17 protein-coding genes are annotated in these 22,257 nt (G+C 68.6%); 10 read left to right on the forward strand and 7 right to left on the reverse strand.

Annotated features, from left to right (window positions below):
• Positions 1–36 precede the first annotated feature (36 nt).
• Both V5F67_RS16960 and V5F67_RS16965 read left to right on the forward strand, forming a co-directional pair.
• Positions 37–840, forward strand: a complete 804-nt coding sequence (locus V5F67_RS16960; protein ID WP_394021784.1) for an enoyl-CoA hydratase — start codon at positions 37–39, stop codon at positions 838–840.
• A gap of 45 nt (positions 841–885) precedes the next feature.
• Positions 886–1,506 carry a phenylacetic acid degradation protein PaaY gene (locus V5F67_RS16965; RefSeq protein ID WP_394021783.1) on the forward strand — a complete coding sequence of 207 codons (621 nt, stop codon included), beginning with the start codon at positions 886–888 and terminating at the stop codon, positions 1,504–1,506.
• 171 nt (positions 1,507–1,677) lie between these two features.
• Here V5F67_RS16965 and V5F67_RS16970 read toward each other — a convergent pair whose 3' ends face one another.
• From V5F67_RS16970 to V5F67_RS16995, 6 genes are all read right to left on the reverse strand, one after another.
• On the reverse strand, positions 1,678–2,238 hold the full coding sequence (locus tag V5F67_RS16970; RefSeq protein WP_394021782.1) for a PadR family transcriptional regulator: 561 nt from the start codon (positions 2,236–2,238) through the stop codon (positions 1,678–1,680).
• Positions 2,239–2,390: 152 nt separating this feature from the next.
• On the reverse strand, positions 2,391–3,335 hold the full coding sequence (locus V5F67_RS16975) for a DMT family transporter (protein WP_394021781.1): 945 nt from the start codon (positions 3,333–3,335) through the stop codon (positions 2,391–2,393).
• 225 nt (positions 3,336–3,560) lie between these two features.
• A complete protein-coding gene (locus V5F67_RS16980) occupies positions 3,561–4,931 on the reverse strand; it encodes a glutamate--cysteine ligase (protein WP_394021780.1) in 1,371 nt (456 codons plus the stop codon).
• A gap of 146 nt (positions 4,932–5,077) precedes the next feature.
• Positions 5,078–6,151, reverse strand: coding sequence for an AI-2E family transporter (locus V5F67_RS16985; protein WP_394021779.1), 1,074 nt, complete (start codon positions 6,149–6,151; stop codon positions 5,078–5,080).
• Positions 6,152–6,298: 147 nt separating this feature from the next.
• Entirely contained in the window at positions 6,299–7,960 is a 1,662-nt protein-coding gene (locus V5F67_RS16990; protein WP_394021778.1) for a long-chain-fatty-acid--CoA ligase, read from the reverse strand.
• A 204-nt stretch (positions 7,961–8,164) separates the two neighbouring features.
• Positions 8,165–9,445 carry an OmpP1/FadL family transporter gene (locus V5F67_RS16995; RefSeq protein WP_394021777.1) on the reverse strand — a complete coding sequence of 427 codons (1,281 nt, stop codon included), beginning with the start codon at positions 9,443–9,445 and terminating at the stop codon, positions 8,165–8,167.
• Between the two features lie 461 nt (positions 9,446–9,906).
• Here V5F67_RS16995 and V5F67_RS17000 point away from each other — a divergent pair, with 461 nt between their 5' ends.
• The 5 genes from V5F67_RS17000 (at position 9,907) to V5F67_RS17020 (ending at position 16,568) form a co-directional block, all read left to right on the forward strand.
• Positions 9,907–10,344: a MerR family transcriptional regulator gene (locus V5F67_RS17000; protein WP_394021776.1), complete on the forward strand. Its 438-nt coding sequence runs from the start codon at positions 9,907–9,909 to the stop codon at positions 10,342–10,344.
• Positions 10,345–10,421: 77 nt separating this feature from the next.
• A complete protein-coding gene (locus V5F67_RS17005; protein ID WP_394021799.1) occupies positions 10,422–11,558 on the forward strand; it encodes a thiolase family protein in 1,137 nt (378 codons plus the stop codon).
• 12 nt (positions 11,559–11,570) lie between these two features.
• Positions 11,571–13,901 (forward strand): 3-hydroxyacyl-CoA dehydrogenase/enoyl-CoA hydratase family protein, encoded by a 2,331-nt coding sequence (locus V5F67_RS17010; RefSeq protein WP_394021775.1) that lies wholly within the window; start codon positions 11,571–11,573, stop codon positions 13,899–13,901.
• Positions 13,902–14,259: 358 nt separating this feature from the next.
• Positions 14,260–16,050, forward strand: coding sequence for an acyl-CoA dehydrogenase C-terminal domain-containing protein (locus V5F67_RS17015; RefSeq protein WP_394021774.1), 1,791 nt, complete (start codon positions 14,260–14,262; stop codon positions 16,048–16,050).
• A 206-nt stretch (positions 16,051–16,256) separates the two neighbouring features.
• Positions 16,257–16,568 (forward strand): SCP2 sterol-binding domain-containing protein, encoded by a 312-nt coding sequence (locus V5F67_RS17020; protein WP_394021773.1) that lies wholly within the window; start codon positions 16,257–16,259, stop codon positions 16,566–16,568.
• Between the two features lie 42 nt (positions 16,569–16,610).
• Here the strand turns inward: V5F67_RS17020 and V5F67_RS17025 are convergent, their stop codons facing one another.
• Complete coding sequence (locus V5F67_RS17025; RefSeq protein ID WP_394021772.1) at positions 16,611–18,659, reverse strand: acyltransferase family protein; 2,049 nt, start codon at positions 18,657–18,659, stop codon at positions 16,611–16,613.
• A gap of 238 nt (positions 18,660–18,897) precedes the next feature.
• On the opposite strand from V5F67_RS17025, the gene ugpB reads away from it, so the two are divergent.
• The 3 genes from ugpB (at position 18,898) to ugpE (ending at position 22,245) form a co-directional block, all read left to right on the forward strand.
• Complete coding sequence (gene ugpB, locus V5F67_RS17030; RefSeq protein ID WP_394021771.1) at positions 18,898–20,229, forward strand: sn-glycerol-3-phosphate ABC transporter substrate-binding protein UgpB; 1,332 nt, start codon at positions 18,898–18,900, stop codon at positions 20,227–20,229.
• A gap of 280 nt (positions 20,230–20,509) precedes the next feature.
• On the forward strand, positions 20,510–21,394 hold the full coding sequence (gene ugpA, locus V5F67_RS17035) for a sn-glycerol-3-phosphate ABC transporter permease UgpA (protein ID WP_394021770.1): 885 nt from the start codon (positions 20,510–20,512) through the stop codon (positions 21,392–21,394).
• The gene (gene ugpE, locus V5F67_RS17040) at positions 21,394–22,245 is read left to right on the forward strand and encodes a sn-glycerol-3-phosphate ABC transporter permease UgpE (protein ID WP_394021769.1); all 852 of its coding nucleotides are present in this window, start codon (positions 21,394–21,396) and stop codon (positions 22,243–22,245) included. Before ugpA ends, ugpE begins: the two co-directional genes overlap by 1 nt.
• Positions 22,246–22,257 lie beyond the last annotated feature (12 nt).

A 22,257-nucleotide genomic window follows, 5' to 3' on the forward strand; every position in this document is an offset into this window, starting at 1 on the left:
CAGCGCGGGACCGCCTTTGGCGGAGGGAGTTCGGGCATGAACGGGACGGCCGAGGCCGAGGGTCAGATCGTCTTGGAGCGCGAGGGGCCGGTGGCGCGGCTCGTCATCGACAATCCGCAGCGGCGCAACGCCATCGACCTTGCCATGTGGCGGCAGGCGAACGACCTGCTGGACCGGCTGGCGCAGGACCCCGAGGTCCGCGTCCTGGTGGTCACGGGACGGGGCGAGAAGGCCTTCGCCTCGGGCGCCGACATCTCCAAGTTCGAGCGCGAGCGCGGCACCGCCGAGGCCGTGGCGGAATACAACGCGACCTCGGCCGGCGCCTACCGCCGGCTGAAGCGCTTCCCCAAGCCCACCGTCGCTTCCATCGGCGGCGTCTGCATCGGCGGCGGGCTCGCGCTCGCTCTGTGCTGCGACATCCGCATCTGCGAGGAGGGCTCGCGCTTCGCGGTGCCGGCGGCGAGGCTCGGCCTCGGCTACGGCGTCGAGGGCCAGCGCAACCTCACCGAGGCGGTGGGGCCGGCGGTGGCCGCCGACCTCCTCTTCTCGGCCCGCCAGGTGGACGCCGCGGAGGCCCTGGCGCTGGGGCTCGTGAACCGCGTGGTGCCGGCGGCCGAGCGGGCGGCGACGGTCGCCGCCTATGCCGCGACCGTCGCCGCCAACGCGCCCATGACGCTCGCCCTCGCCAAGGCCTGCAAGCTCGCCCTCACCCCGTCCGTCGATGCCGCGCAGGAGCAGCGGCTCCAGGACATGGTGAGCGCCTGCTATGCCAGCGAGGACTACAAGGAAGGCCGCCGCGCCTTCCTCGAAAAGCGCGCGCCGGTGTTCTCCGGGCGCTGACGCCGCCCCGGCACCCGCGCATCCGGACGATGAAGGGCAGGAAGAATGGATAATTGCTACGCCATCGAGGATCTCGTCCCGGTCGTCCATCCCACCGCCTTCGTGCATCCGACCGCGGTGCTGATCGGCGACGTGGAGGTGGGTCCCGGCTGCTATGTGGGCCCGTGCGCGTCGCTGCGCGGCGACTTCGCGCGGGTCATCATGCGCGAGGGCTCGAACATCCAGGACGGCTGCATCATGCACGGCTTTCCCGGCGGCGACGCGATCATCGACGTGGACGGCCATGTGGGCCACGGCGCGGTGATCCACGGCGCCCATGTGGGCCGCAACGTGCTGATCGGCATCCAGGCGGTGCTGATGGACAATGCGGTGATCGGCGAGGACGCGGTGATCGGCGCCATGACCTACGTGCCGGAGCGCATGGTGGTGCCGCCGAAGAGCCTGGTGGTGGGAACCCCCGCGCGCATCGTGCGCACCCTCGCCGACAAGGACCTCGGCTGGAAGCGCGGCGGCACGCTCGAATACCAGGAGCTGACCCGGCGGTGCCTGGCGACGCTGCGGCCGGTGAAGCCGCTCACCGCGCCGCAGGAGAACCGGCCGCGCTATGAGGGCCGCATCAGCAGGACCCTGAGCGAGGTGCGGGGCACGGCGGCTGCGGGCGAGTAGGGGAGCGCGGCCGAACCTCTCCCCTGCCCGGATTCTCCAGAGCCGCCGTTATCCCCCGGCTTGTCCGGAGGATCCACTTCACGGCCAGGCTGGCGGCAGGTCCTGATGCGGAAGGCAGACGGCCCGGTGGATGCTCCGGACAAGCCGGGGCATGACGGCGTCGAAGCCGGATCACACCTGCTCGAAATCCTCCAGCGGCTGGGCGCTCTCGCTGGCGAGGAACTTGACCAGCTCGTCCTCCATGGCGCGCATCTGCGCCACCTTCATGCGCAGCGACAGGAGCTGGAACTTGCGCGCCTCCATCTTCGGCCCGGGATGGGCGGTGATGCGCGCCTCGACGGATTCCAGGTAGGTGCATTCCTCGCGGATGCGCTCCAGGTTCGAGAGCAGCTCCCGGTGGATGGTGGCGCGGTCGGCAAAATTGCCGAAGAAGATGCGCAGCAGCACCTCGTCGCGCGTGACCGAGGAGCGGATCGGCTCGTTCAGGAAGGCCGCCAGCGCCTCCCGCCCTTCGGGGGTGATGGCGTGGATCTTCTTGTCGGGCTTGCTGCGCTGGGGCAGGTCCACGGAGGTGATGAACCCCTCCTCCCGCAGCTTGGCGAGCGTGTTGTAGATCTGCGGGGAAGTGGCGTTCCAGATGTAGTAGATCGAGCGCTCGATGGTCCGCTTCAAGTCATATCCGGACGCCGGCTGGATGGCGATCAGTCCGAGCAGAGCAACCTTCAAAGACATTGCAGTCTACCATCGATGGTGCCGAAGCGGCACGGCGGGCAATGCGGGCACGCCACCGTGCCTCTTGCCGTCCCTTTGCCGCACAACCTACTGCATCGGCGCCAGCGGCGCCAGCAGCGCCGCGCGTCCCGAGGCGTTCCCTGCGACCGGCGTCATCCGCCTTTCGCAGGCGCGGGAGCGCGCAGGACGAGCATGTTCCCGATCAGCACCAGCGCGATGCCGAACGCCGCCGACCAGGTCCAGTGATAGTCCTCGAAGAAGGTGGAGAGCGCGAGCGCGATCAAGGGGTAGAGCACCGTGCCGTAGCCGGCCCGGCTGGCGCCGATGCGCCGCACCAGGGCGAGATAGATGCCGAAGCCGGACAGCGTCGGGCCGACCACCAGGAAGGCTAGCGAGCCGAGATAGCGCGGCGTCATCTCCAGGATGAACGGCGAGCCGCCGACGAGCGCGGCGATGCCGAGCACGCAGAGGCCATAGGCGAAGCTGAAGGCGGTCATGGACAGGAGCGGCAGCCCGCGGCGGCCGGCGACGCCGGACAGGATGCTGCCCACGGAGAAGCAGCAGGTGCCGATCAGGGCAAGCAGCAGCCCCATCCCCATATGCGCCTGCGCCTCCGCCCCCGCGCTGGCGCCGGAGAAGGTGGCGACGACGCTGGGCCCGAACACCAGCGCCGTCCCCGCGATCCCGAGCAGCGCGCCGAGGAAGAGCGCGCGCCGCAGCGGCGCGCCGAGCAGCAGCGCCGACAGGAGCGGGATGATGATCGCCACCAGCGAGAACACCACCGAGATCAGCCCCGAGGGCAGGTGGTAGCCGGCATAGTAGAAGCTGAGGAAGTTGCAGGAGAACAGGCACGCCCCGAGGCCAAGGAACAGCGCATGGTCGCGCAGGCCGAACACGAGGCGCGAGCGGGTGGCGAACACCAGCGCGAACATCACCGGAGTCGCGAACACGAAGCGCCAGAAGGCGGAGATCTCCGGCGCCACCACGCCGAGCTGAAGCCGCATGGGCAGCCAGCCGAGGCCGAAGATGAGGACGCTCGCCACATAGAGCGTCCAGTCGGTGGGGCTCAGGGGCGCCTCGCGCGAGGGATGGGACATCAAGGGTTCCGCATGGCCTGAGGCTGGGCGATGACACGGCGAAGGCGGGATCGGGAGCCGAACCACGGTCGCCGTCATGGATGAGATTCGGCGCATGCCGCAGCGCCAGCCTAGACTGTCGCGGCGCGGCGCGCGCCGGCCTGCGCTGCATCCGGACCGGCCGCGCTCTGCACATCACGCATGGGTGCCGCGCGGCAGGCCGCCGGAAGAGGCGGCCTGCCGTTCTCAGTAAGCGAGCGCGGTGAAAGCCGGCTCCACCGAGCCGTTCCAGTCGGTGTGATAGTGCTCCAGCAGCAGCTCGGCGGGCGAGCGGCCGGTGAGCACCGCCTCTTCCAGCGGCTCCAGGAAGCGGGTCTCGTCGCGCCCCTGCCGGTCGAGCCGGGCGCGGCGCTTCAGGCCGGCTTCGGCGAGCGCCAGCGCCCGCCGCGCCAGATCGCGCGCGGTGCCATTGCGGAACGGCGCGGCCAGGGCGAGGCGGGGCACGTCGTCCCGCAGCTTCTGACGCTCCTCGGGGGTCCAGTCCTTCACCAGCTCCCAGGCGGCGTCGAGGCTCTCCTGGTCGTAGAGCAGCCCGACCCAGAAGGCCGGCAGCGCGCACAGCTTCGCCCACGGCCCGGCATCTGCCCCGCGCATCTCCAGGAAGCGCTTCAGGCGTACCTCGGGGAAGATGGTGGAGAGGTGGTTCACCCAGTCGGAGAGCGTCGCGGTCTCGCCGGGGAGCATCGCGTTGCGCCCGGCGAGCAGATCGCGGAAGGAGGAGCCGGCGACATCCACATAGGCGTCGCCGCGCTTGACGAAATACATCGGCACGTCGAGTGCATAGTCCACATAGCGCTCGAAGCCGAAGCCGTCCTCGAAGGCGAAGGGCAGCATGCCGGAGCGGTCGTTGTCGGTGTCGCGCCAGATCTCCGAGCGGAAGGAGAGGAAGCCGTTGGGCTTGCCCTCGGTGAACGGCGAGTTGGCGAACAGCGCCGTGGCGATGGGCTGGAGCGCGAGGCCGACGCGCATCTTCTTGACCATGTCGGCCTCGGAGGAGAAATCGAGGTTCACCTGCACGGTGCAGGTGCGGAACATCATGTCGAGGCCGAGCGTGCCCACCTTCGGCATATAGGCGGACATGATCTTGTAGCGCCCCTTGGGCATCACCGGCGTCTCGGAGCGCGACCATTTCGGGCTCATGCCGATGCCGAGGAAGCCGATACCGAGCGGGGTCGCCACCTCGCGCACCTGGGCGAGATGGGCGTTCAATTCCGAACAGGTCTCGTGGATCGTGCACAGCGGCGCGCCGGACAATTCGAACTGGCCGCCCGGCTCCAGGGAGATCGCCCCGCCGCCGGTCACGTCGGCGAGGCCGATGATGGTCTCGCCCTCCATGATCGGCTCCCAGCCGAGCAGCATGCGCATGCCTTCCAGCAGCGCGCGGATGCCCTTGGGCCCTTCGTAGGGCACCGGCTCATGGCGGGAGAGGGTGAAGGGAATCTTCTCGTGCTCGGTTCCGATACGGAAGGCGCTCTGCGGCTTGTTCCCCTTCTCCATCCAGGCGACGAGCTCGTCGCGCGAGGAAATGGGTGTCGCATCCAACGTGTCGCGCGCCATAAAAAGGTCTCTTCGAGCAAAATCGGCGGGCGACCATACACGCCCGCACAGCGGAGGCAAACGGGGGGCGCGCCGCGCGCGGAATGCGGCCCGGCGCCGCTGCCAAATCCTTCCTCGGCGTGTGAAAATGCCTTCTTGTGTCGGCCTCAGCCGGTGCCGGCACCCGGCGGCTCTGGCGGCGGCGCGGCCGGCGCAACCGGCGGTGGCGCCTCTTCGATGAAGAGCGTGTCCTCCGACAGCGCGAGGTCACGCACGGCGGCGAAGGCGAGCACCGTGAGCGGAGTGGCGAGGAGCACGCCCAGCGGCCCGAGCACGGTGCCGAACACCACCACCGCGAACAGCGTCACCGCTGGCGGCAGCGAGACCATGCGCTGCTGCAGCAGCGGCGTGATGAGATTGCTCTCGGTCTGCTGCACCACCACGAACAGCGCCAGCACCCACAGCGCCGAATCCAGGCCGAGGGTGAGCGCGATCAACAGCGCCGGCACCGCCGAGACCACCGGCCCGACCATCGGGATGAATTCCGCGAGCCCGGTGAAGAGCGCGAGCGCCAGCGCCGAGGGCACGCCGAGCACGGTGAGGCCGATGAAGGTGAGCACGCCCACCACCACCATGGCGATGAGCTGCGCCTTCAGGAAATTGCGCAGATCGAGCGCGATCGCGTCCAGGCGCCGGCCTATTTCCGGCCGCCGCGCGCGCGGCCAGAAGGCGAGGAACATGTCGCGGTAGGTCTTCGGGTCGACGGCGAAATAGAGCCCGCCCACCAGCACCAGGAAGGCGCCGAGGATCGCCTGGAAGACGTTGCTCGTCAGGCCCTGGATCACCGAGATCACGGTATCGCTCGAGGGCGCGGCCGCTTCCGCGCGCTTGATGAGGTCGTCGCCCAGCCCCTCGAGATGGAACCGCTGCTCGAAGGCGGTCCAGGCCGACGGCAGGGTCTGCACCAGCTCCAGCACCTGACTGCGGATGGTCGAGCCGAACAGATAGAGGACCAGTCCGGTGCCGCCGAAGACCAGCAGCGCCACCGGGAACACCGCATAGCTCTCGGGGCACCTTGTGTAGCGCGAGAACGGCTCGGCGAGGGCGTGCAGCGCCAGGGCGAGCAGCACCGCCCCGAACACCAGCAGGATCACGTCCACCGCAAGCCAGGCGAGATAGAGCCCCCCCAGCACCACGGCCGCGAGGGCGATGCGCTGCGTCAGCCTGATTTCGGACCGCATCGAAGGACCCTTTTCCGCATCGAGGATGACAGGAACGCGCGCGCGCCTCGCGCGGGTCCATGCCGCTGCGAAGGCCGCGACCTGCTCTCTATCCGACAAATGCCGGCCAGTGTCATCGCCCCGCCCTCGGCCGGCACGGGGCCGTCCTCAGGACGCGGCCCGCCGGCGCTCCTCCTCCACCAGCTCCTTCTTGGAGAGCTTGCCCACCAGCGTCTTCGGCAGGCTCTCGCGGATCTCGATCGCCTTCGGCATCTCCACCTTGGAGATCTGGTGCGACAGGAAGCCGAGAATCTCGTCCGCCGTCGCGCTCTCGCCCTCCCTCAGGGTGACGAACGCCTTCGGCGCCTGGCCGCGGTAGGGATCGTCGATGCCGATGGCCACCGCCTCCGAAACCGCGGGGTGGAGATACAGCGCCTCCTCGATCACCCGTGGGTAGACATTGTAGCCGCCGCAGAGGATCACGTCCTTGATGCGGTCCACCAGGAACAGGTAGCCGTCGGTATCGAGATAGCCCACGTCGCCGGTGCGCAGGGCGCCGTCGATGAAGGCGCTCGCAGTCTCGTCGGGCCGGCCGAAATAGCCCGCCATCACCTGCGGCCCGCGCACGCACACCTCGCCCTTCTCGCCGGTGGGCATGAGGCGGGAGGGATCGGCGAGGTCGCGGATCTCGATCACGGTCTGCGGCAAGGCGGTGCCGACCGAGCCGTCCTTGACGAGGCCGAGCGGCGGGTTGGCGCTCACCACCGGTGAGGTCTCCGAGAGGCCATAGCCTTCCACCAGCTTGCAGCCGGACAGGCGCTCGAACGCCTCGCGCACCTCCCTCGGCAAAGGGGCGCCACCGGAAATGCACAAGGTGAGCGAGGAGAGGTCGCGCTTCTCGACGCCCTTGTGGGCGTTGATGGCGGCATAGATGGTGGGCACGCCCGGGAACATGGTCGGCTTCTGACGCTCGATGTCGTCGAGCAAGTCGGCGAGGCTGAAGCGCGGCACCAGGATGATCTCCGCCCCGAGGCAGATGGGGATCACCATGACCGTCTGCATGGCGAAGACATGGAACAGCGGCAGCACGCCGAGCACGCGCGTGACGCCGATGCGCTCGCAGTCCGCGTGCGCCATCACCTGGCGCGCGTTGGCCGAGACGTTGGCGTGGGTGAGCATGGCGCCCTTCGGGACGCCGGTGGTGCCGCCGGTATATTGCAGCACCGCCACGTCGGCGAGCGGCTCGATCTCCACCGGCGCCGGCCGGTCGCCATGCTTCAGCAGCTCGCGGAAATGGAGATGCACGCCGTCGCCGGCATCGTAGCGGGCATGCTCCTTGCGCTTGAAGAGGGTGAAGAGCAGTCCCTTGGGAAACGGCAGCACCCCGGCGAGCGGACAGACGACGATGGTCTTCAGCCCCGCCTCGGCCGCCACCGCCGCGACCCGGGAATGGATGAGATGGAGGTCGGGCACCACCATGATGGAGGTGCCGGAATCACGGATCTGGTGCCTGAGCTCGCGCTCCACATAAAGCGGGCTGTAGTTCACCACCGTGCCGCCAGCCTTCATGATGGCGAAGAAGAAGATCACGGAATAAGGGGTGTTGGGCAGGCACAAGCCGACCTTCGTGCCCTTGCCCACGCCTTGGGCCTGAAGCCCCGCGGCGACACGGTCGACCAGCGCGCCAAGCTCGGCATAGCTCCATTTGCGGCCGAGGAAGCTCAAGGCGGGCCGATCGGCGTATCGCGCGACGCTCGCCGCCAGAAGGTCCGGCACTGCGGAGGCCAGCGCCGGGGCGGCGGCCTGTTGCTGATCCGTGCCCTGGTGCATGAACGTCCTCCCTCCTCGGGCGGTGCGCCGGGCATGCACCGCGCTGCCCGGACGGTTCCGATGCCGTTGGGTCAAGTCCCCGCCGCAGCTTAGAGCCCATCGCCGCCGGATGGCACCGCAACCTGTGCCGCGGCATCGGTCGGGGCAGCGACGAAAAGGCCCGCCGGTGCCGTGCCGCGGCGGGCCGGGCGTCTCCCGCCAGCGCTACTTGGTGTAGAGCGGCGCTGCCGCCGCCGGCGTGTCGAACTTGTAGCGCAGCGCCACGGAGACGATGTCCACGTAGCCGTCATTCACGCTGCCCACCAGCGACCCGCGCAGGGCATTCGCCGGATCGGTGGGGAACAGCGCGATCGGCGCGTCCTCGCCGAAGATGTGGGTATAGGCAACGTCAAGCGCCAGCTTCTCGGTCACGGCATAGGTGAAGCCGGCGGAGAGCCACAGGCGGTTGGTGTCGGGCAGGCGGGGAGAGCGCGTCTCGTCCGGAACCGGGGTGAGCTCGTAGGCGATGCCGGCGCGCAGCGCGAGCTTCGGATCCCACTGATACTCGACGCCGCCGGAGAAGAACCAGCCGTCGTTCCATTTCAGATCGAGGACGCTGGCGGGCGCAGCGATGCTCTCCACCTTCAGCTGCTGCACCGTCGACCAGTTGGTCCACTCCACGGTTCCGAGCACGGTGAAATTGGAGGTGAGCTGGGAACGCAGCGACAAGGTCGCCTGGTCCGGCAGGGTCAGGCCCGCCTGGGCCGGCAGCGTGGCGACCGGATTGTTGAGGATGAGCGGCGTGATGGTGCCGTTCAGCCCCTGATCGATCTGCGAGCGATAGCCGAGGCCCACCGTGGTGCCGGGCGCGAGCGTGAGCAGCGCGCCCAGATTGATGCCGTAGCCGATGGAATCGCCGTCCACCTGGGCGGCGCCGAAGGTCAGCGGCGCGGCGCCGAGCACCTGCGCGTTGGAGAGCCGGGCGTCGATGTAGTTGACGTTGAAGCCGCCGCCGATGGTGAGCCACTCATTCACCTTGTAGGCGATGGAGCCCTGGATGTTCATGTCGAAGATGCGGCTGTAGCAGCCGTAATAGCGGCCCGACCAGTTGCAGGGCGCGTCGGTGATGAGGCCGAACGGCGCGTTGACCGCAAGGCCGATGGCGATGCGGTCCCAGGCATAGGTGATGTAGGTGGCGGGCACCGCCCCATCGTCGACCATGTCGCCGACGCCCATGGTGCCGAGGTTGTTGTTGAAGATCGGACCGGTGGCTCTGTAGACGTCGATCGACGCATGGGGCGCGATCCAGGTGACGTTGGCTTCCATGTTGAGCCCCGGCGAGAAGCTCAGCGCCGCCGGGTTCCAGAACATGGAGGCGAGGCCGTCGCCGCCGGCCGCGGTGCCGGCGAACGAATAGCCCTGATAATAGGCGCTCTGCTCCCTGAGGCCGAAGCCGCCGGCCGCGGCACCCGTGGCGCCGGCAACGGCCAGGACGGGCAGCACCATCGCCGTCGCGCAGGTCGCGAGCGGGCGGCGCAAACGTGAAAGGTGAGTGGCCATGGGTCCCCCTGTTTGGCGCGTTCCTCCGGGCCCGGCGCGCTGCAGCGCACATTACGTTTTTACGGTGCCCTATACGTCACCCAGCATGCCTTAAGGAACATCCGCGTCAACTGCCTTGAGAGCGCTCCCGTCGCAGCCAGAATGAGAAGCAGGGAGCTGTGTCCAGGAAGCAACATACGATTCGGGACCATCTCTCGCATGGCATCGGGCGCCCCCGAGCCGCGCTGTCCCCGACTCGAATCACGGCCCTGCCGCATCCACATTAGCCCTGCGTCATGGGGCGTGCGTGGCATTTCAACGCCGCAAGGCCAGCGCCCACAGTCCACGAAGCCTTGAACGCCCAGCCTCTTGCGCCACACGTCAAAGCATGTATCTTCAGGGCCGATAGATGACGTATAGGTGAATACGTGGCATCCACAGGCAAGCGCCTTCCCGGCACCTCGCTCACAGACACCTTCTTCACCGTCACCGAGCTGGCGCGGGATTTGTCCATCACCCCGCGCACCATCCGCTTCTACGAGGACAAGGGCCTCATCCATCCGCGTCGCGCGGGAACCATGCGCGTCTATACCAAGCGCGACCGGGCGCGGATGGTGCTGATCCTGCGCGGCAAGCGGCTCGGCTTCTCGCTGCGCGAGATCAAGGAATATCTCGACCTCTACGACATCGACCCGTCCCAGACCGAGCAGATCCGCATGCTGCTCAAGAAGGTGCAGACGCGCCTCGAAATGCTGGAGGACCAGCGCCTCGCGCTCGAGGAGACTATCCTCGAGCTCAAGGACATCGAGGAGCAGACCCTCGGCGCGCTGGAGCGGGAGACGGCCCGGAAGAAGGCCGCCGGCTGAGCCCCGGCTCAGCCCACGCGGCCCCCGCCGCGAAAAACATAAGCAAGATCAGGCAGGAGAGCCCAATGAGCGCCCCCATGCAGAACGTCGTGATCGCGGGCTACGCCCGCTCGCCCTTCACGCTCGCCAAGAAAGGCGACCTCGCCCGCGCGCGCCCCGATGACCTCGCCGCCCAGGTGGTGGCCGCGCTTCTAGCCCGCACCGAGATGAAGGCCGAGGAGATCGAGGACCTGATCGTCGGCTGCGCCTTCCCGGAGGCCGAGCAGGGCTTCAACATCGCCCGCCTCATCGGCATGATCGCCGGCCTGCCCGAGAGCGTCGCCGGGGTCACCGTCAACCGCTTCTGCGGCTCCTCCATGCAGTCGGTGCACATGGCCGCCGGCCAGATCCAGCTGGGCGCGGGCGAGGCCTTCGTGTGCGCCGGCATCGAGAGCATGAGCCGCGTGCCCATGACCGGCTTCAACCCGATGCCCAACCCGGCGCTCTACAAGGCCATGCCGCAGGCCTACATGAGCATGGGCGAGACCGCCGAGAACGTCGCGCGCAAGTGGCAGATCACCCGCGCCGACCAGGATGCCTTCGCCCTGAAGAGCCACCAGAAGGCAGCGAAGGCCGAGGCGGAAGGGCATTTCAAGGCCGAGATCGTCCCCGTCCGCGCCAACGGCAAGAGCGTCGAGACCGACGGCTGCATCCGCCGCGATGCCTCCGCCGAGGCGCTGGCGAGCCTGAAGCCCTCGTTCGACGCGCACGGCACGGTCACCGCCGGCACCGCCTCGCCGGTCACGGACGGCGCCTCGGCGGTGCTGGTCTGCACCGAGGCCTATGCCGAGCGCAACGGCCTCGAGCCCCTCGCCCGCCTGAAGAGCGTGGCGGTCGCCGGCTGCGCGCCGGAGATCATGGGCATCGGCCCGGTGGCGGCGACGAGGAAGGCGCTGGGCCGCGCCGGCCTCGACATCGGCGCCATCGACGTGGTGGAGCTGAACGAGGCCTTCGCCTCCCAGGCGCTGGCCTGCCAGCGCGAGCTCGGCATCAGGGACGAGACGCTCAACATCGACGGCGGCGCCATCGCCCTCGGCCATCCGCTCGGCGCCACCGGCGCGCGCATCGTCGGCAAGGCGGCCTCGCTCCTGAAGCGCGAGGGCGGCAAATATGCCCTCGCCACCCAGTGCATCGGCGGCGGACAGGGCATCGCCACCGTCCTCGAGCGCGTCTGAGGGAGGCGCGCCATGGCTGGAGAGATCAGGAAGGTCGCCGTCATCGGCGCCGGCGTCATGGGCGCCGGCATCGCCGCCCACGTGGCCAATGCCGGGGTCGAGGTGCTGCTCCTCGACATCGTCCCGGAGGGCGCGACGAACCGCAACGTCATCGCCGAAGGGGCGGTGGAGAAGCTGCTGAAGGCCGATCCCGCCCCCTTCATGTCCAAGGCGGCAGCGAAGCTGGTGAAGACCGGCAACATCGAGGACAACCTGGCCGATCTCGCCTCCTGCGACTGGATCGTGGAAGCCATCATCGAGCGGCTCGACCTCAAGCAGGCGCTGTACGCGAAGATCGAGGCGGCGCGCCGGCCCGGGTGCGCGGTGTCGTCCAACACCTCCACCATCCCGCTCGCCGACCTCACGGCGGGCCTGCCGGAGAGCTTCCGGCGCGACTTCCTCATCACCCACTTCTTCAACCCGCCGCGCTACATGCGGCTCCTGGAGATCGTGACGGGGCCGCAGACCAACCCCGAGACGGCAGCGGCGGTCGCGCGCTTCGCCGACATCAAGCTCGGCAAGACCGTCGTCGTCTGCAAGGATACGCCCGGCTTCATCGCCAACCGGCTCGGCACCTACTGGCTCCAATTGGCCGTGGGCGAGGCCTTCGCGCTCGGCATGAAGGTGGAAGATGCGGACGCGGTGATGGGCCGGCCCTTCGGCTTCCCGAAGACCGGCGTGTTCGGCCTCATCGACCTCGTCGGCCTCGACCTCATGCCCCACGTCCAGGGCTCGCTGAAGCGCGCGCTGCCGGCCTCCGACCCGTTCCACGCGACGCTGCGCGACGAGCCGCTGATCGAGAGGATGATCTCGACCGGCTACACCGGCCGCAAGGGCAAGGGCGGCTTTTACCGCCTCAACCGCGAGGGCGGGCAGAAGCTGAAGGAGGCCATCGACCTTTCGACCGGGGGCTACCGCCCGCAGGTCAAGGCGCAGGTGGCGGAGCTGGAGGATGGCGGCGGCAAGGACCTTGCCGCCTTGCTCGCCTCCGACGGCGAAGGCGGGCGCTATGCCCGCGCGGTGATGGTGCGCACGCTCGCTTATGCCACGCGCCTCGTGCCCGAGGCGGCGGACGACATCGTCGCCGTCGATGACGCCATGCGGCTCGGCTACAATTGGAAATCCGGCCCGTTCGAGCTGATCGACAGGATCGGCGCCGCCCGCCTCGTCGAGATGCTGAAGGCGGACGGGCAGGAGGCGCCGCCGCTGCTGGCGCTGGCGGCGGACCAGCCCTTCTACCGGGTGGAGAATGGTGCCCGCCAGCATCTCGGGGTGGACGGCATCTACCGCGACATCGTGCGCCCCGAGGGCGTGCTGCTGCTCGCCGACATCAAGCTGAGATCCCAGCCGCTGGCCAAGAACGGCTCGGCGGCGCTGTGGGACGTCGGCGACGGGGTGGTGTGCCTCGAATTCACCTCCAAGAGCAATGCGCTGGACGAGGGCATCATCACCATGCTCGCCAAGGCGCTGAAGCTGGTGAAGGAGAAGCACAAGGCGCTCCTCATCTATAACGAGGGCTCGAACTTCTCGGTGGGCGCCAATCTCGGCCTTGCCCTGTTCGCCTGCAACATCGGCGCCTTCGGCGAGGTGGAGAAGCTGGTCGCCGCCGGCCAGAAGACCTACCAGGACATGAAGCATGCCCCCTTCCCCGTCGTGGCGGCGCCGTCCGGGCTCGCGCTCGGGGGCGGGTGCGAGATCCTGCTGCACGCGAGCGCCGTGCAGGCCCACGCGGAGAGCTATATCGGCCTCGTGGAATGCGGCGTCGGCGTGCTCCCCGCCTGGGGCGGCTGCACCGCCATGCTGGAGCGCTGGACGAGCGACCCGAAATTCCCGAAGGGGCCGATGCCGGCCCCCTCCAAGGTGTTCGAGACGGTCTCCACCGCCACCGTCGCCAAGTCCGCCGCCGAGGCGAAGGAGTTGAAGTTCCTGCGCGAGAGCGACGGCATCACCATGAACCGCGACCGGCTGCTGGCGGATGCCAAGGCCAAGGCGCTTTCCATGGTCGAGGGCTACCAGCCGCCGAAGCCGGTGGAGTTCTTCCTGCCCGGCCCATCGGGCAAGGTGGCCATGGACATGGCGGTGGAAGGCTTCGCCAAGCGCGGCATGGCGACGGCGCACGACAAGGTGGTGTCCGCGGCGCTCGCCGAGGTGCTCACCGGCGGCGACGCCGACCACATCGCCCCGGTGCCGGCCGCGCGGGTGCTGGAGCTGGAGCGGGAGGGCTTCATGAAGCTCATCCGCACCACCGCCACCCTGGACCGCATCGAGCACGTGCTGGAGACCGGCCGGCCGCTCAGGAATTGAATAAACCGCCGTCGCCCTCCGGCTTGACCGGAGGGCCCATGACCGCAGGGCGGCGGCGGAAGGGCCGAGACATCACGCCGTCATGCCCCGGCTCGTCCGGGGCATCCACCCCTCCGCCGGGGCGAACGGACGGGTGGACCCTCCGGACAAGCCGGAGGGTGACGGCAGCGGGTGCGGAGAACGGCAACGGCCTTCCCGCCCGGAGCGACGCAATTCCCTCTCCCCTTTGCGGGAGAGGGCCAGGGTGAGGGGTGCGGCGCCGCAGGTTCTTAGGCCTTGCCTCCGACCCCGGCCGCCCCCTCACCCCCAACCCCTCTCCCGCAAGGGGAGAGGGGAGACACGACACGGGAGCCACGCCATGCAGGTCTATACCCCCCCGCTGCGCGACATGCGCTTCGTGCTCCACGAGTTGCACGGCAGCGCGGAACTCTCGAAGCTCAAGGGGCTGGAGGACCTCTCCCCCGACCTCATCGACGCGGTGCTGGAGGAGGCGGGCAAGTTCGTCACCGAGGTGCTCGCCCCGCTCAACCAGTCGGGTGACCTCGAGGGCTGCGCCTATGAGAACGGCGTGGTGCGCACGCCCAAGGGCTTCAAGGAGGCCTACACCGCTTTCCGCGAGGGCGGCTGGAACGGCATCGCCTGCGATCCCAAATATGGCGGCCAGGGCCTGCCGGCGAGCGTGAACAAGCTGGTGGAGGAGATGCTCTGCTCGGGCAACCTCGCCTTCGGCATCTGCCCCGGCCTCACCCACGGCGCCTATCAGGCGCTCAAGGCCTATGCCTCCGACGAGCTGAAGGACCGCTTCCTGCCGAAGATGGTGGACGGCACCTGGTCCGGCTCCATGTGCCTCACCGAGCCCCAGTGCGGCACCGACCTCGGCCTCGTGCGCACCAGGGCCGAGCCGCAGGGCGACGGCAGCTACAAGATCACCGGCAACAAGATCTTCATCTCCGCCGGCGAGCAGGACCTGACCGAGAACATCGTCCACCTCGTGCTCGCGCGCCTGCCGGACGCGCCCAAGGGCATCAAGGGCATCTCATTGTTCCTGGTGCCGAAACTCCTGCCCAAGGCGGACGGCTCGGTCGGTCCGCGCAACGGCGTCGCCTGCACCGGCATCGAGCACAAGATGGGCATCCACGGCTCGTCCACCTGCCAGATGTCGTTCGACGAGGCCACGGGCTGGCTGGTGGGCGAGCCCCACAAGGGCATGCGCGCCATGTTCGCCATGATGAACTCGGAGCGCCTGTCCGTGGGCACGCAGGGCCTCGGCCTCGGGGAAGCGGCCTACCAGTCGGCGGTGGCCTACGCGAGGGAGCGCCTCCAGGGCCGCGCCCTTTCCGGGCCGAAGCACCCCGACAAGCCGGCCGATCCCATCATCGTCCACCCGGACGTGCGCCGCACGCTGATGACCATGCGCGCCTACAACGAGGGCTGCCGGGCGCTCGCCGGCTGGGTCGCCCGCGCGCTCGATCTGATGGAACGCGCCGAGGACCCGGAGGAGCGCAAGCGGGCGGAGGACTTCACGGCGCTGATGACGCCCATCGTCAAGGCGCTGTTCACCGACCTCGGCTTCGAGGCCACCTCCATGGGCATGCAGGTCTATGGCGGCCACGGCTACATCCGCGACCACGGCATGGAGCAGTATGTGCGCGATGCCCGCATCGCCATGATCTACGAGGGCACCAACGGCGTGCAGGCGCTGGACCTCGTGGGCCGCAAGCTGCCGGCGCACATGGGGCGCTACCTGCGCTCCTTCTTCCATCCGGTGCTGAACTACATGGACGCCAAGCTCGACGACGAGAATCTGGCGCCGCTGATCGGCCCGCTCTCGAAGGCCTTCGGCGCGCTCCAGCTGGCAACCGCCCACATCGCCGAGAAGGGGCTGAAGGACCCGGAGGAAGCGGGCGCTGCGGCGACGCAGTATCTGCGCCTGTTCGGGCTCGTGGCGCTCGGCTACATGTGGGTGCGCATGGCCGAGGTGGCGTTCGAGAAGAAGGCGGCCAATCCGGACGATGCCGCCTTCTACGAGGCCAAGATCGTCACCGCGCGCTTCTTCATCGAGAAGCTGCTGCCGGACGCGGCTGCCTTGTGGGGTTCCATCAAGGCCGGCAAGAGCGCCATGATGGCGCTCGACGAGGCGATGTTCTGAGGCCGCGTTCCGACGACCGGCGGCGCCGCCCTCCCCTTTTGCGCCCCCTCTGCCGCTTGCGGGGGAGGGCTGGGGAGGGGCTGTGCCTCTCCACCTGATGCGGCCGGACGAGCGCGGACACCGCTTTCCCCCTCCCTGCCCTCCCCCGCACGCGGGAGAGGGTTCAACCGTTCCGGGGCCCAAAGGGCCTCTCACAAGGATTCCCCATGGCCGATCTCTCCTCCCTCGTCGAAGCCATCCGCGAGCGCGCCGATGCCCTCTCCGAACTCGGCTACAGGGTTCGCTTCGACCTCACCGACACCGGCGAGGCGATCCTTTTGGATGCCACCGGCGGCGGCGTGGAGGTGAGCGAGGGAACCGGCGAGGCGGATGCGGTGCTGAAGCTCTCGTCCGATACGCTGGACAAGCTCATCACCGGCCGCATTGGGCCGATGCTCGCCTTCTCCACCGGGCGGCTGAAGGTGGAGGGCTCACAGGGCGTCGCCCTCAAGCTCGCCGGGCTGCTGGACGGGGAGTGAGCGGCGCCTGCGGCTGCCCGCGGCGGGCAACCGCACCGCTCCTCAGTTGGTGGCGGACCTAGCCTTCCGCGCGCGTTCCATTGCCTGGTCGAAAGCCGCCCAGAAGCCGGGCGCTTCCATCACCAGCTGGGCGCCCACCGACGAGACGTGATGTTCGTCCATGAAGTAGAAGTCGTTGCCGCCACCGCCGCGGCACACGGACTGGTCGCAGAACAGGCTGCTGAGAAGGAACACCTTCATTCCCGGCTCGGTGGCGGCGAGGCGCGTGAGAATGCCGTTCGAGGCGGCGACGAAGCGCATGCCCTCAGCTGCGGGTATGGTCTCACACGAGCCGGAATCGCCGCCTGACTTCTCCTTGCGGATCACGCAACGCACCGGCGCCTCGGCGAATTCCGGCGGCTGGCCCAGCACGAAGGCGACGGCGCCTGCCGCATTGATCTCGCGCACGGTATGCGCGATACCATATTCGAATACCTTCGCGGTCATCTCGGCGGACCGCTCCTCGCCGCCCGGGAAGTCCTTCGTGGTCAGCCAGAAATGGTTGCCCGCGCGGGCCGTCCACATGGACCAGCGCCCCACCAGGATCACCACCTTGGGCTTCAGCCGCCGGATCTCTTCCATGGCGGTGTTGTTGAACTCGGTGCAGACCCGGGCCGGATACTGCGGGTGGATCGCGTCCACCCCCAGGATCGGAGGGCAAGCGGGCATGGACAGGATGCGCGCCGTCTGGCCGTCCTTGTTCAGCATGCCGTAAAGGCCCTGATAGAGCGCGCCGGCATGGGAATCGCCCCAGACCACCACGTCGGCGCTTTTCACGGCTTCATTCGGCGCCGCGGCGCACCCCATCCGCGCGGCAGCCTCGGCGGTCCAGGTGCGGCGCAAGTTCACGCAGGTGTTGGGAATCGCATTTCGGGCCCTGGTATTGGCGACATCCTCGGCCGCCTGGGCGCGCGCGGAGAGGGTGCGGAAGCCGCCGCCCTTGTACTCGATCAGCGCCACCACGCCGAATGACAGCGCGATCGCCAGCGCGCCCGCGCCGAAGCGCGCCAGCCGGATGCCGCCGAGGGCCGAGGGGCGGCGCAGCGGCGTCTCCACGAATTTCAGCGACAGCGCGGAAAAAACGATCGCGACGAGGATAACGCCGCCGGCCTGGAGATAGGTCAGGTGGCGGCCCTTGTAGTCCACCGCCAGCACCAGCAGGGGCCAGTGCCACAGATAAAGGGAATAGGAAATGCGCCCCACATAGGTGAACCAGGGGTGGCCCAGCACCTTCTGCACGATCCCTTGCTGGGTGTGCATGCCGGCGAAGATGATGGCCGCCGAGCCCAGCACCGGCGGCAGCGCCGACAGGCCGGGAAAGGTGGTGTCCTTGCTGTAGAGGAACACCGGCGCAAGGATGGCGGCGATGCCTGCGATGCCGATGGCGCCGGCGGCGCGGTGGGGCAAGGGCGGCCAGCGCACCAGCGCCAGCAGGCTGCCGGCAAACAGCTCCCACGCCCGGCTCGGCAACAGGAAGAAGGCGGACCAGGGCGCTTCCATCACCGTGATCTGCGAATAGACCAGCGAGGCGAGCGTGAGCACCGCCAGCACGATCACCGCGAAGGTGCGCGTCCCGAAGCGCATGAGCAGGAACAGCAGCACCGGGAACAGGATGTAGAACTGCTCCTCCACCGCCAGCGACCACAGGTGCAGAAGGGGCACCTCATCCGCGCGCGGGCCGAAATAGTCGAGCACGCTCTCGAAATGGATGTTGGCGTAGAACAGCGCCGACGGGCCGAGCGAGCGCGCATACTGCATCATCTCGCGCGGGGTGAGGACGAAAGCGGCAAGCAGCGTCACGACCGCCAGGACGACGAACAGCGCCGGGAAGATGCGGCGGATGCGGTGGTCGTAGAAATCGACGAGCGAGAAGCGCCGGGCGGTGATGTCGCGGTCGAGGATGGAGGTGATCAGGTAGCCCGAGATCACGAAGAACACGTCGACGCCGACATAGCCGCCGGTAAACGGAGGGATGTGACCGTGAAACAGGACAACGCTGCCGACGGCGATGGCGCGCAGACCATCGATGTCCGCCCGATATGACAAACTCATCCGTCTTTCCTGATCCCGGCGCCAGGGCGCGAACCCGCCGCGCAGGCACATAGCCCGCAAAACCTTCCACTGCAAATCGCAGTGGGAACACGAAGGAGTGACGCTCCCGGCACCGCGGCGCCGCTCGGGCGGGAGGGGCGCAACATCACCGTCACGCCGTTGTGGCAGTTATGGCACCTTCTCGTTTTGAATCCGCCGAAGCGCGCCGCCAGCCGCGCTTGCGCATCAGGAGGCCGCCATGGTCCGCTTCATGCCCTTTCAGGTCCCGCCCTTCGCGGCCGCGGCGCTTGCGGCGCAGCTTGCCTTCGCCGGGCCGGCCGGCGCCGCCACCGAGATCCAGTGGTGGCACGCCATGAGCGGCCCGCTCGGCGAGAAGCTGGAGAAGGTGGCGGCCGACTTCAACGCCGCGCAGGGCGACTACAAGGTGGTGCCGGTCTACAAGGGCTCCTACCCGGAGACCATGACGGGCGCCATCGCCGCCTTCCGCGCCAGGCAGCACCCGGCCATCGTCCAGGTGTTCGAGGTCGGCACCGCCACCATGATGGCGGCCAAGGGCGCGGTCTATCCGGTCTCCCAGCTCATGGCCGACGCTGCGGAGCCCTTCGACCCCAAGACCTATCTGCCGGCGGTGACGGGCTATTATACCGACGCCAAGGGCAACATGCTCTCCATGCCCTTCAACTCGTCCACCCCCATCCTCTACGTGAACAAAGCGCTGTTCGCGAAGGCGGGGCTCGACGCCGCCAGCCCTCCCAAGACCTGGCCCGAGATGGAGACGGCGGCGAAGGCGCTGCAGGCGGCCGGCGTGCCCTGCGGCTTCACCACCCAGTGGCCGTCCTGGGTGAACCTCGAGAACCTGTCCGCCTGGCACAATGTCGCCATCGGCACCGAGCAGAACGGCATGGCCGGGCTTTCCACGGTGCTGGAGATCGCGAACCCGCTGCTGGAGCGCCACTGGGCCTCGCTCGCGCAGTGGCAGAAAACCAAGGTGTTCGACTATGGCGGCCGCCAGTCCAAGGCGGACCCGAAGTTCTTCACCGGCGAGTGCGCGATGCTGATCGGCTCCTCGGCGGCGCGGGCCGGCATCCTCGCCAACGCCAAGTTCGAGGTCGGCTATGCCATGATGCCCTATTGGCCGCAGGTGGCCGGCGCGCCGCAGAATTCCATCATCGGCGGCGCCTCGCTCTGGGTGCTGAACGGCCGGCCGAAGGAGGAGTATCGCGGCGTCGCCAAGTTCTTCACCTTCCTGTCCAAGCCCGAGGTCCAGGCCTGGTGGCACCAGAACACGGGCTACCTGCCCATCACCCACGCCGCCTACGACCTCTCCAAGGCGCAGGGCTTCTACGAGAAGAACCCGGGCACCGACGTCTCGATCCTGCAGATGACGCTCAACGGGCCGACCGCCAACTCCAAGGGCCTGCGCTTCGGCTCCTTCGTGCAGATCCGCGACGTGATCGAGGAGGAACTGGAGCTCGCGCTTTCGGGCAAGAAAGGCGCCAAGGAGGCGCTCGCCACCGCCGAGCAGCGCGGAAACGCCTTGCTGCGCGCCTTCGAGCAGGCCAACAGATAGGAGCCCTCGTCTCCCGTCATGCCCCGGCTCGACCGGGGCACCCGTCCGGCGGCGGGGGCACGGCACGGGTGCGTGGGCCCTCCGGTCAAGCCGGAGGGCGACGGTGGGTTGTGGCGACGGTGGTTGACGAGCGCGACGGTGATTTCGCCAACGCCCGTCATGCTCCGGCTCGACCGGAGCGTCCATCCAGGCGGCGGGGAGGCGGGACCGGCGCATGGGCCCTCCGATCAGGTCGGAGGGCGACGGCGGTGAGAGGGGCGACGGGAGGGGGCAAGGGGCAATGCAGGCCAAGCGCGTCACGTTCCGGGGCTCGGCCACACCCTATCTGCTGCTCGCGCCGCAGCTCGCCGTTACCGCAGTGTTCTTCCTGTGGCCGGCGGCGCAGGCGCTGTATTCCTCGCTGTTCGCAGAGGACCCGTTCGGCCTCTCCCGCACCTTCGTCGGTCTGGCCAATTTCGAGGCGCTCCTTGCCGATCCCTCCTACCTCAACGCGGTGCTGGTAACGCTGGTGTTCTCGGTGAGCGTGACCGGCCTCGCCATGGGGCTCGGCCTCGCGCTGGCGGCGGCCGCGGATGCGCTCGGCAAGCGCGGCGCCACCTATGGCGTGCTGCTGGTGTGGCCTTATGCGGTAGCGCCGGCGGTCGCGGGCATCCTGTGGCTGTTCATGTTCGATCCCTCGGTGGGCACGGTCGCCCGCGCGCTGAAGGCGGTCGGCATCTCCTGGAACCATTTCCTGGACGGCGAGCAGGCGCTGCTCATGGTCATCCTGGCCGCCAGCTGGAAGCAGGTGAGCTATAATTTCCTGTTCTTCTATGCCGGGCTCAAGGCGATCCCGCCCGGTGTCATGGAAGCCGCCGCGCTCGACGGGGCGGGCCGGCTCGCCCGGTTCCGCTTCGTGGTCCTGCCGCTGCTGGCGCCCACCAGCTTCTTCCTGCTGGTGGTGAACCTCATCTATGCCTTCTTCGACACCTTCGGCGTCATCCACGCCACCACCGGCGGCGGACCGGGACAGGCCACCACCATCCTGGTCTACAAGGTGTTCCGCGACGGCTTCGAGGCGCTGGCGCTCGGCTCGTCGGCGGCCCAGTCGGTGGTGCTGCTCGCCATCGTCGTGGTGCTCACCGCGTTCCAGTTCCGCCACATCGAGCGCAAGGTGGCCTATTGATGGCCGGGCGTGACCTGATCCCCCGCCTCCTGGCCCACGCCGCGCTGATCCTGGGCGTCGCGGTCCTGGTGCTGCCGGTCCATCTCGCCTTCGTCGCCTCGACCCACCAGGGCGCGGACTTCCTGTCCGGTCGCGTCGGCCTGCTGCCCGGCCCCCTGCTGGTGGAGAACTACGGCGCCGTGCTGGTCTCCGGCGCCAGCACCGCCGGCATCCCGCCGGTGGCGCCCATGCTCCTCAACAGCTTCGTGATGGCCATGGCGATCGCGCTCGGCAAGATCGCCATCTCGCTCCTCTCCGCCTTCGCCGTCACCTATTTCCGCTTCCCGTTCCGGGTCACCGCGTTCTGGATCATCTTCGTGACGCTGATGCTGCCGGTGGAGGTGCGCATCCTGCCCACCTTCCAGGTGGTCGCCAGCCTGTCGATGCTCAACTCCTATTGGGGCCTCACCGTGCCGCTGATCGCCAGCGCCACCGCCACCTTCCTGTTCCGCCAGGTGTTCATGACCGTGCCTGACGAGCTCACCGAGGCGGCCCTGATGGACGGGGCCACGCCCATGCGCTTCTTCTGGTCGGTGCTGCTGCCGCTCTCGCGCATCAACATCGCGGCGCTGTTCGTGATCCTGTTCCTCTACGGCTGGAACCAGTATCTGTGGCCGCTGCTGGTGACCACGGACACCGGCTACTACACCATCGTCATGGGCATCCAGCGCCTCGCCCGCGCGGCATCGGAGGCCGACCCGGTGTGGCACCTGGTGATGGCCACCGCCATCCTCGCCATGCTGCCGCCGGTGCTGGTGATCGCGCTGATGCAGCGCCTGTTCGTGCGCGGCCTGACCGAGACGGAGAAATAGCGCGGCGCCGCC

This window comes from Xanthobacter pseudotagetidis, from assembly GCF_043194795.2.
Classification (GTDB): Bacteria; Pseudomonadota; Alphaproteobacteria; order Rhizobiales; family Xanthobacteraceae; genus Xanthobacter; species Xanthobacter tagetidis_A.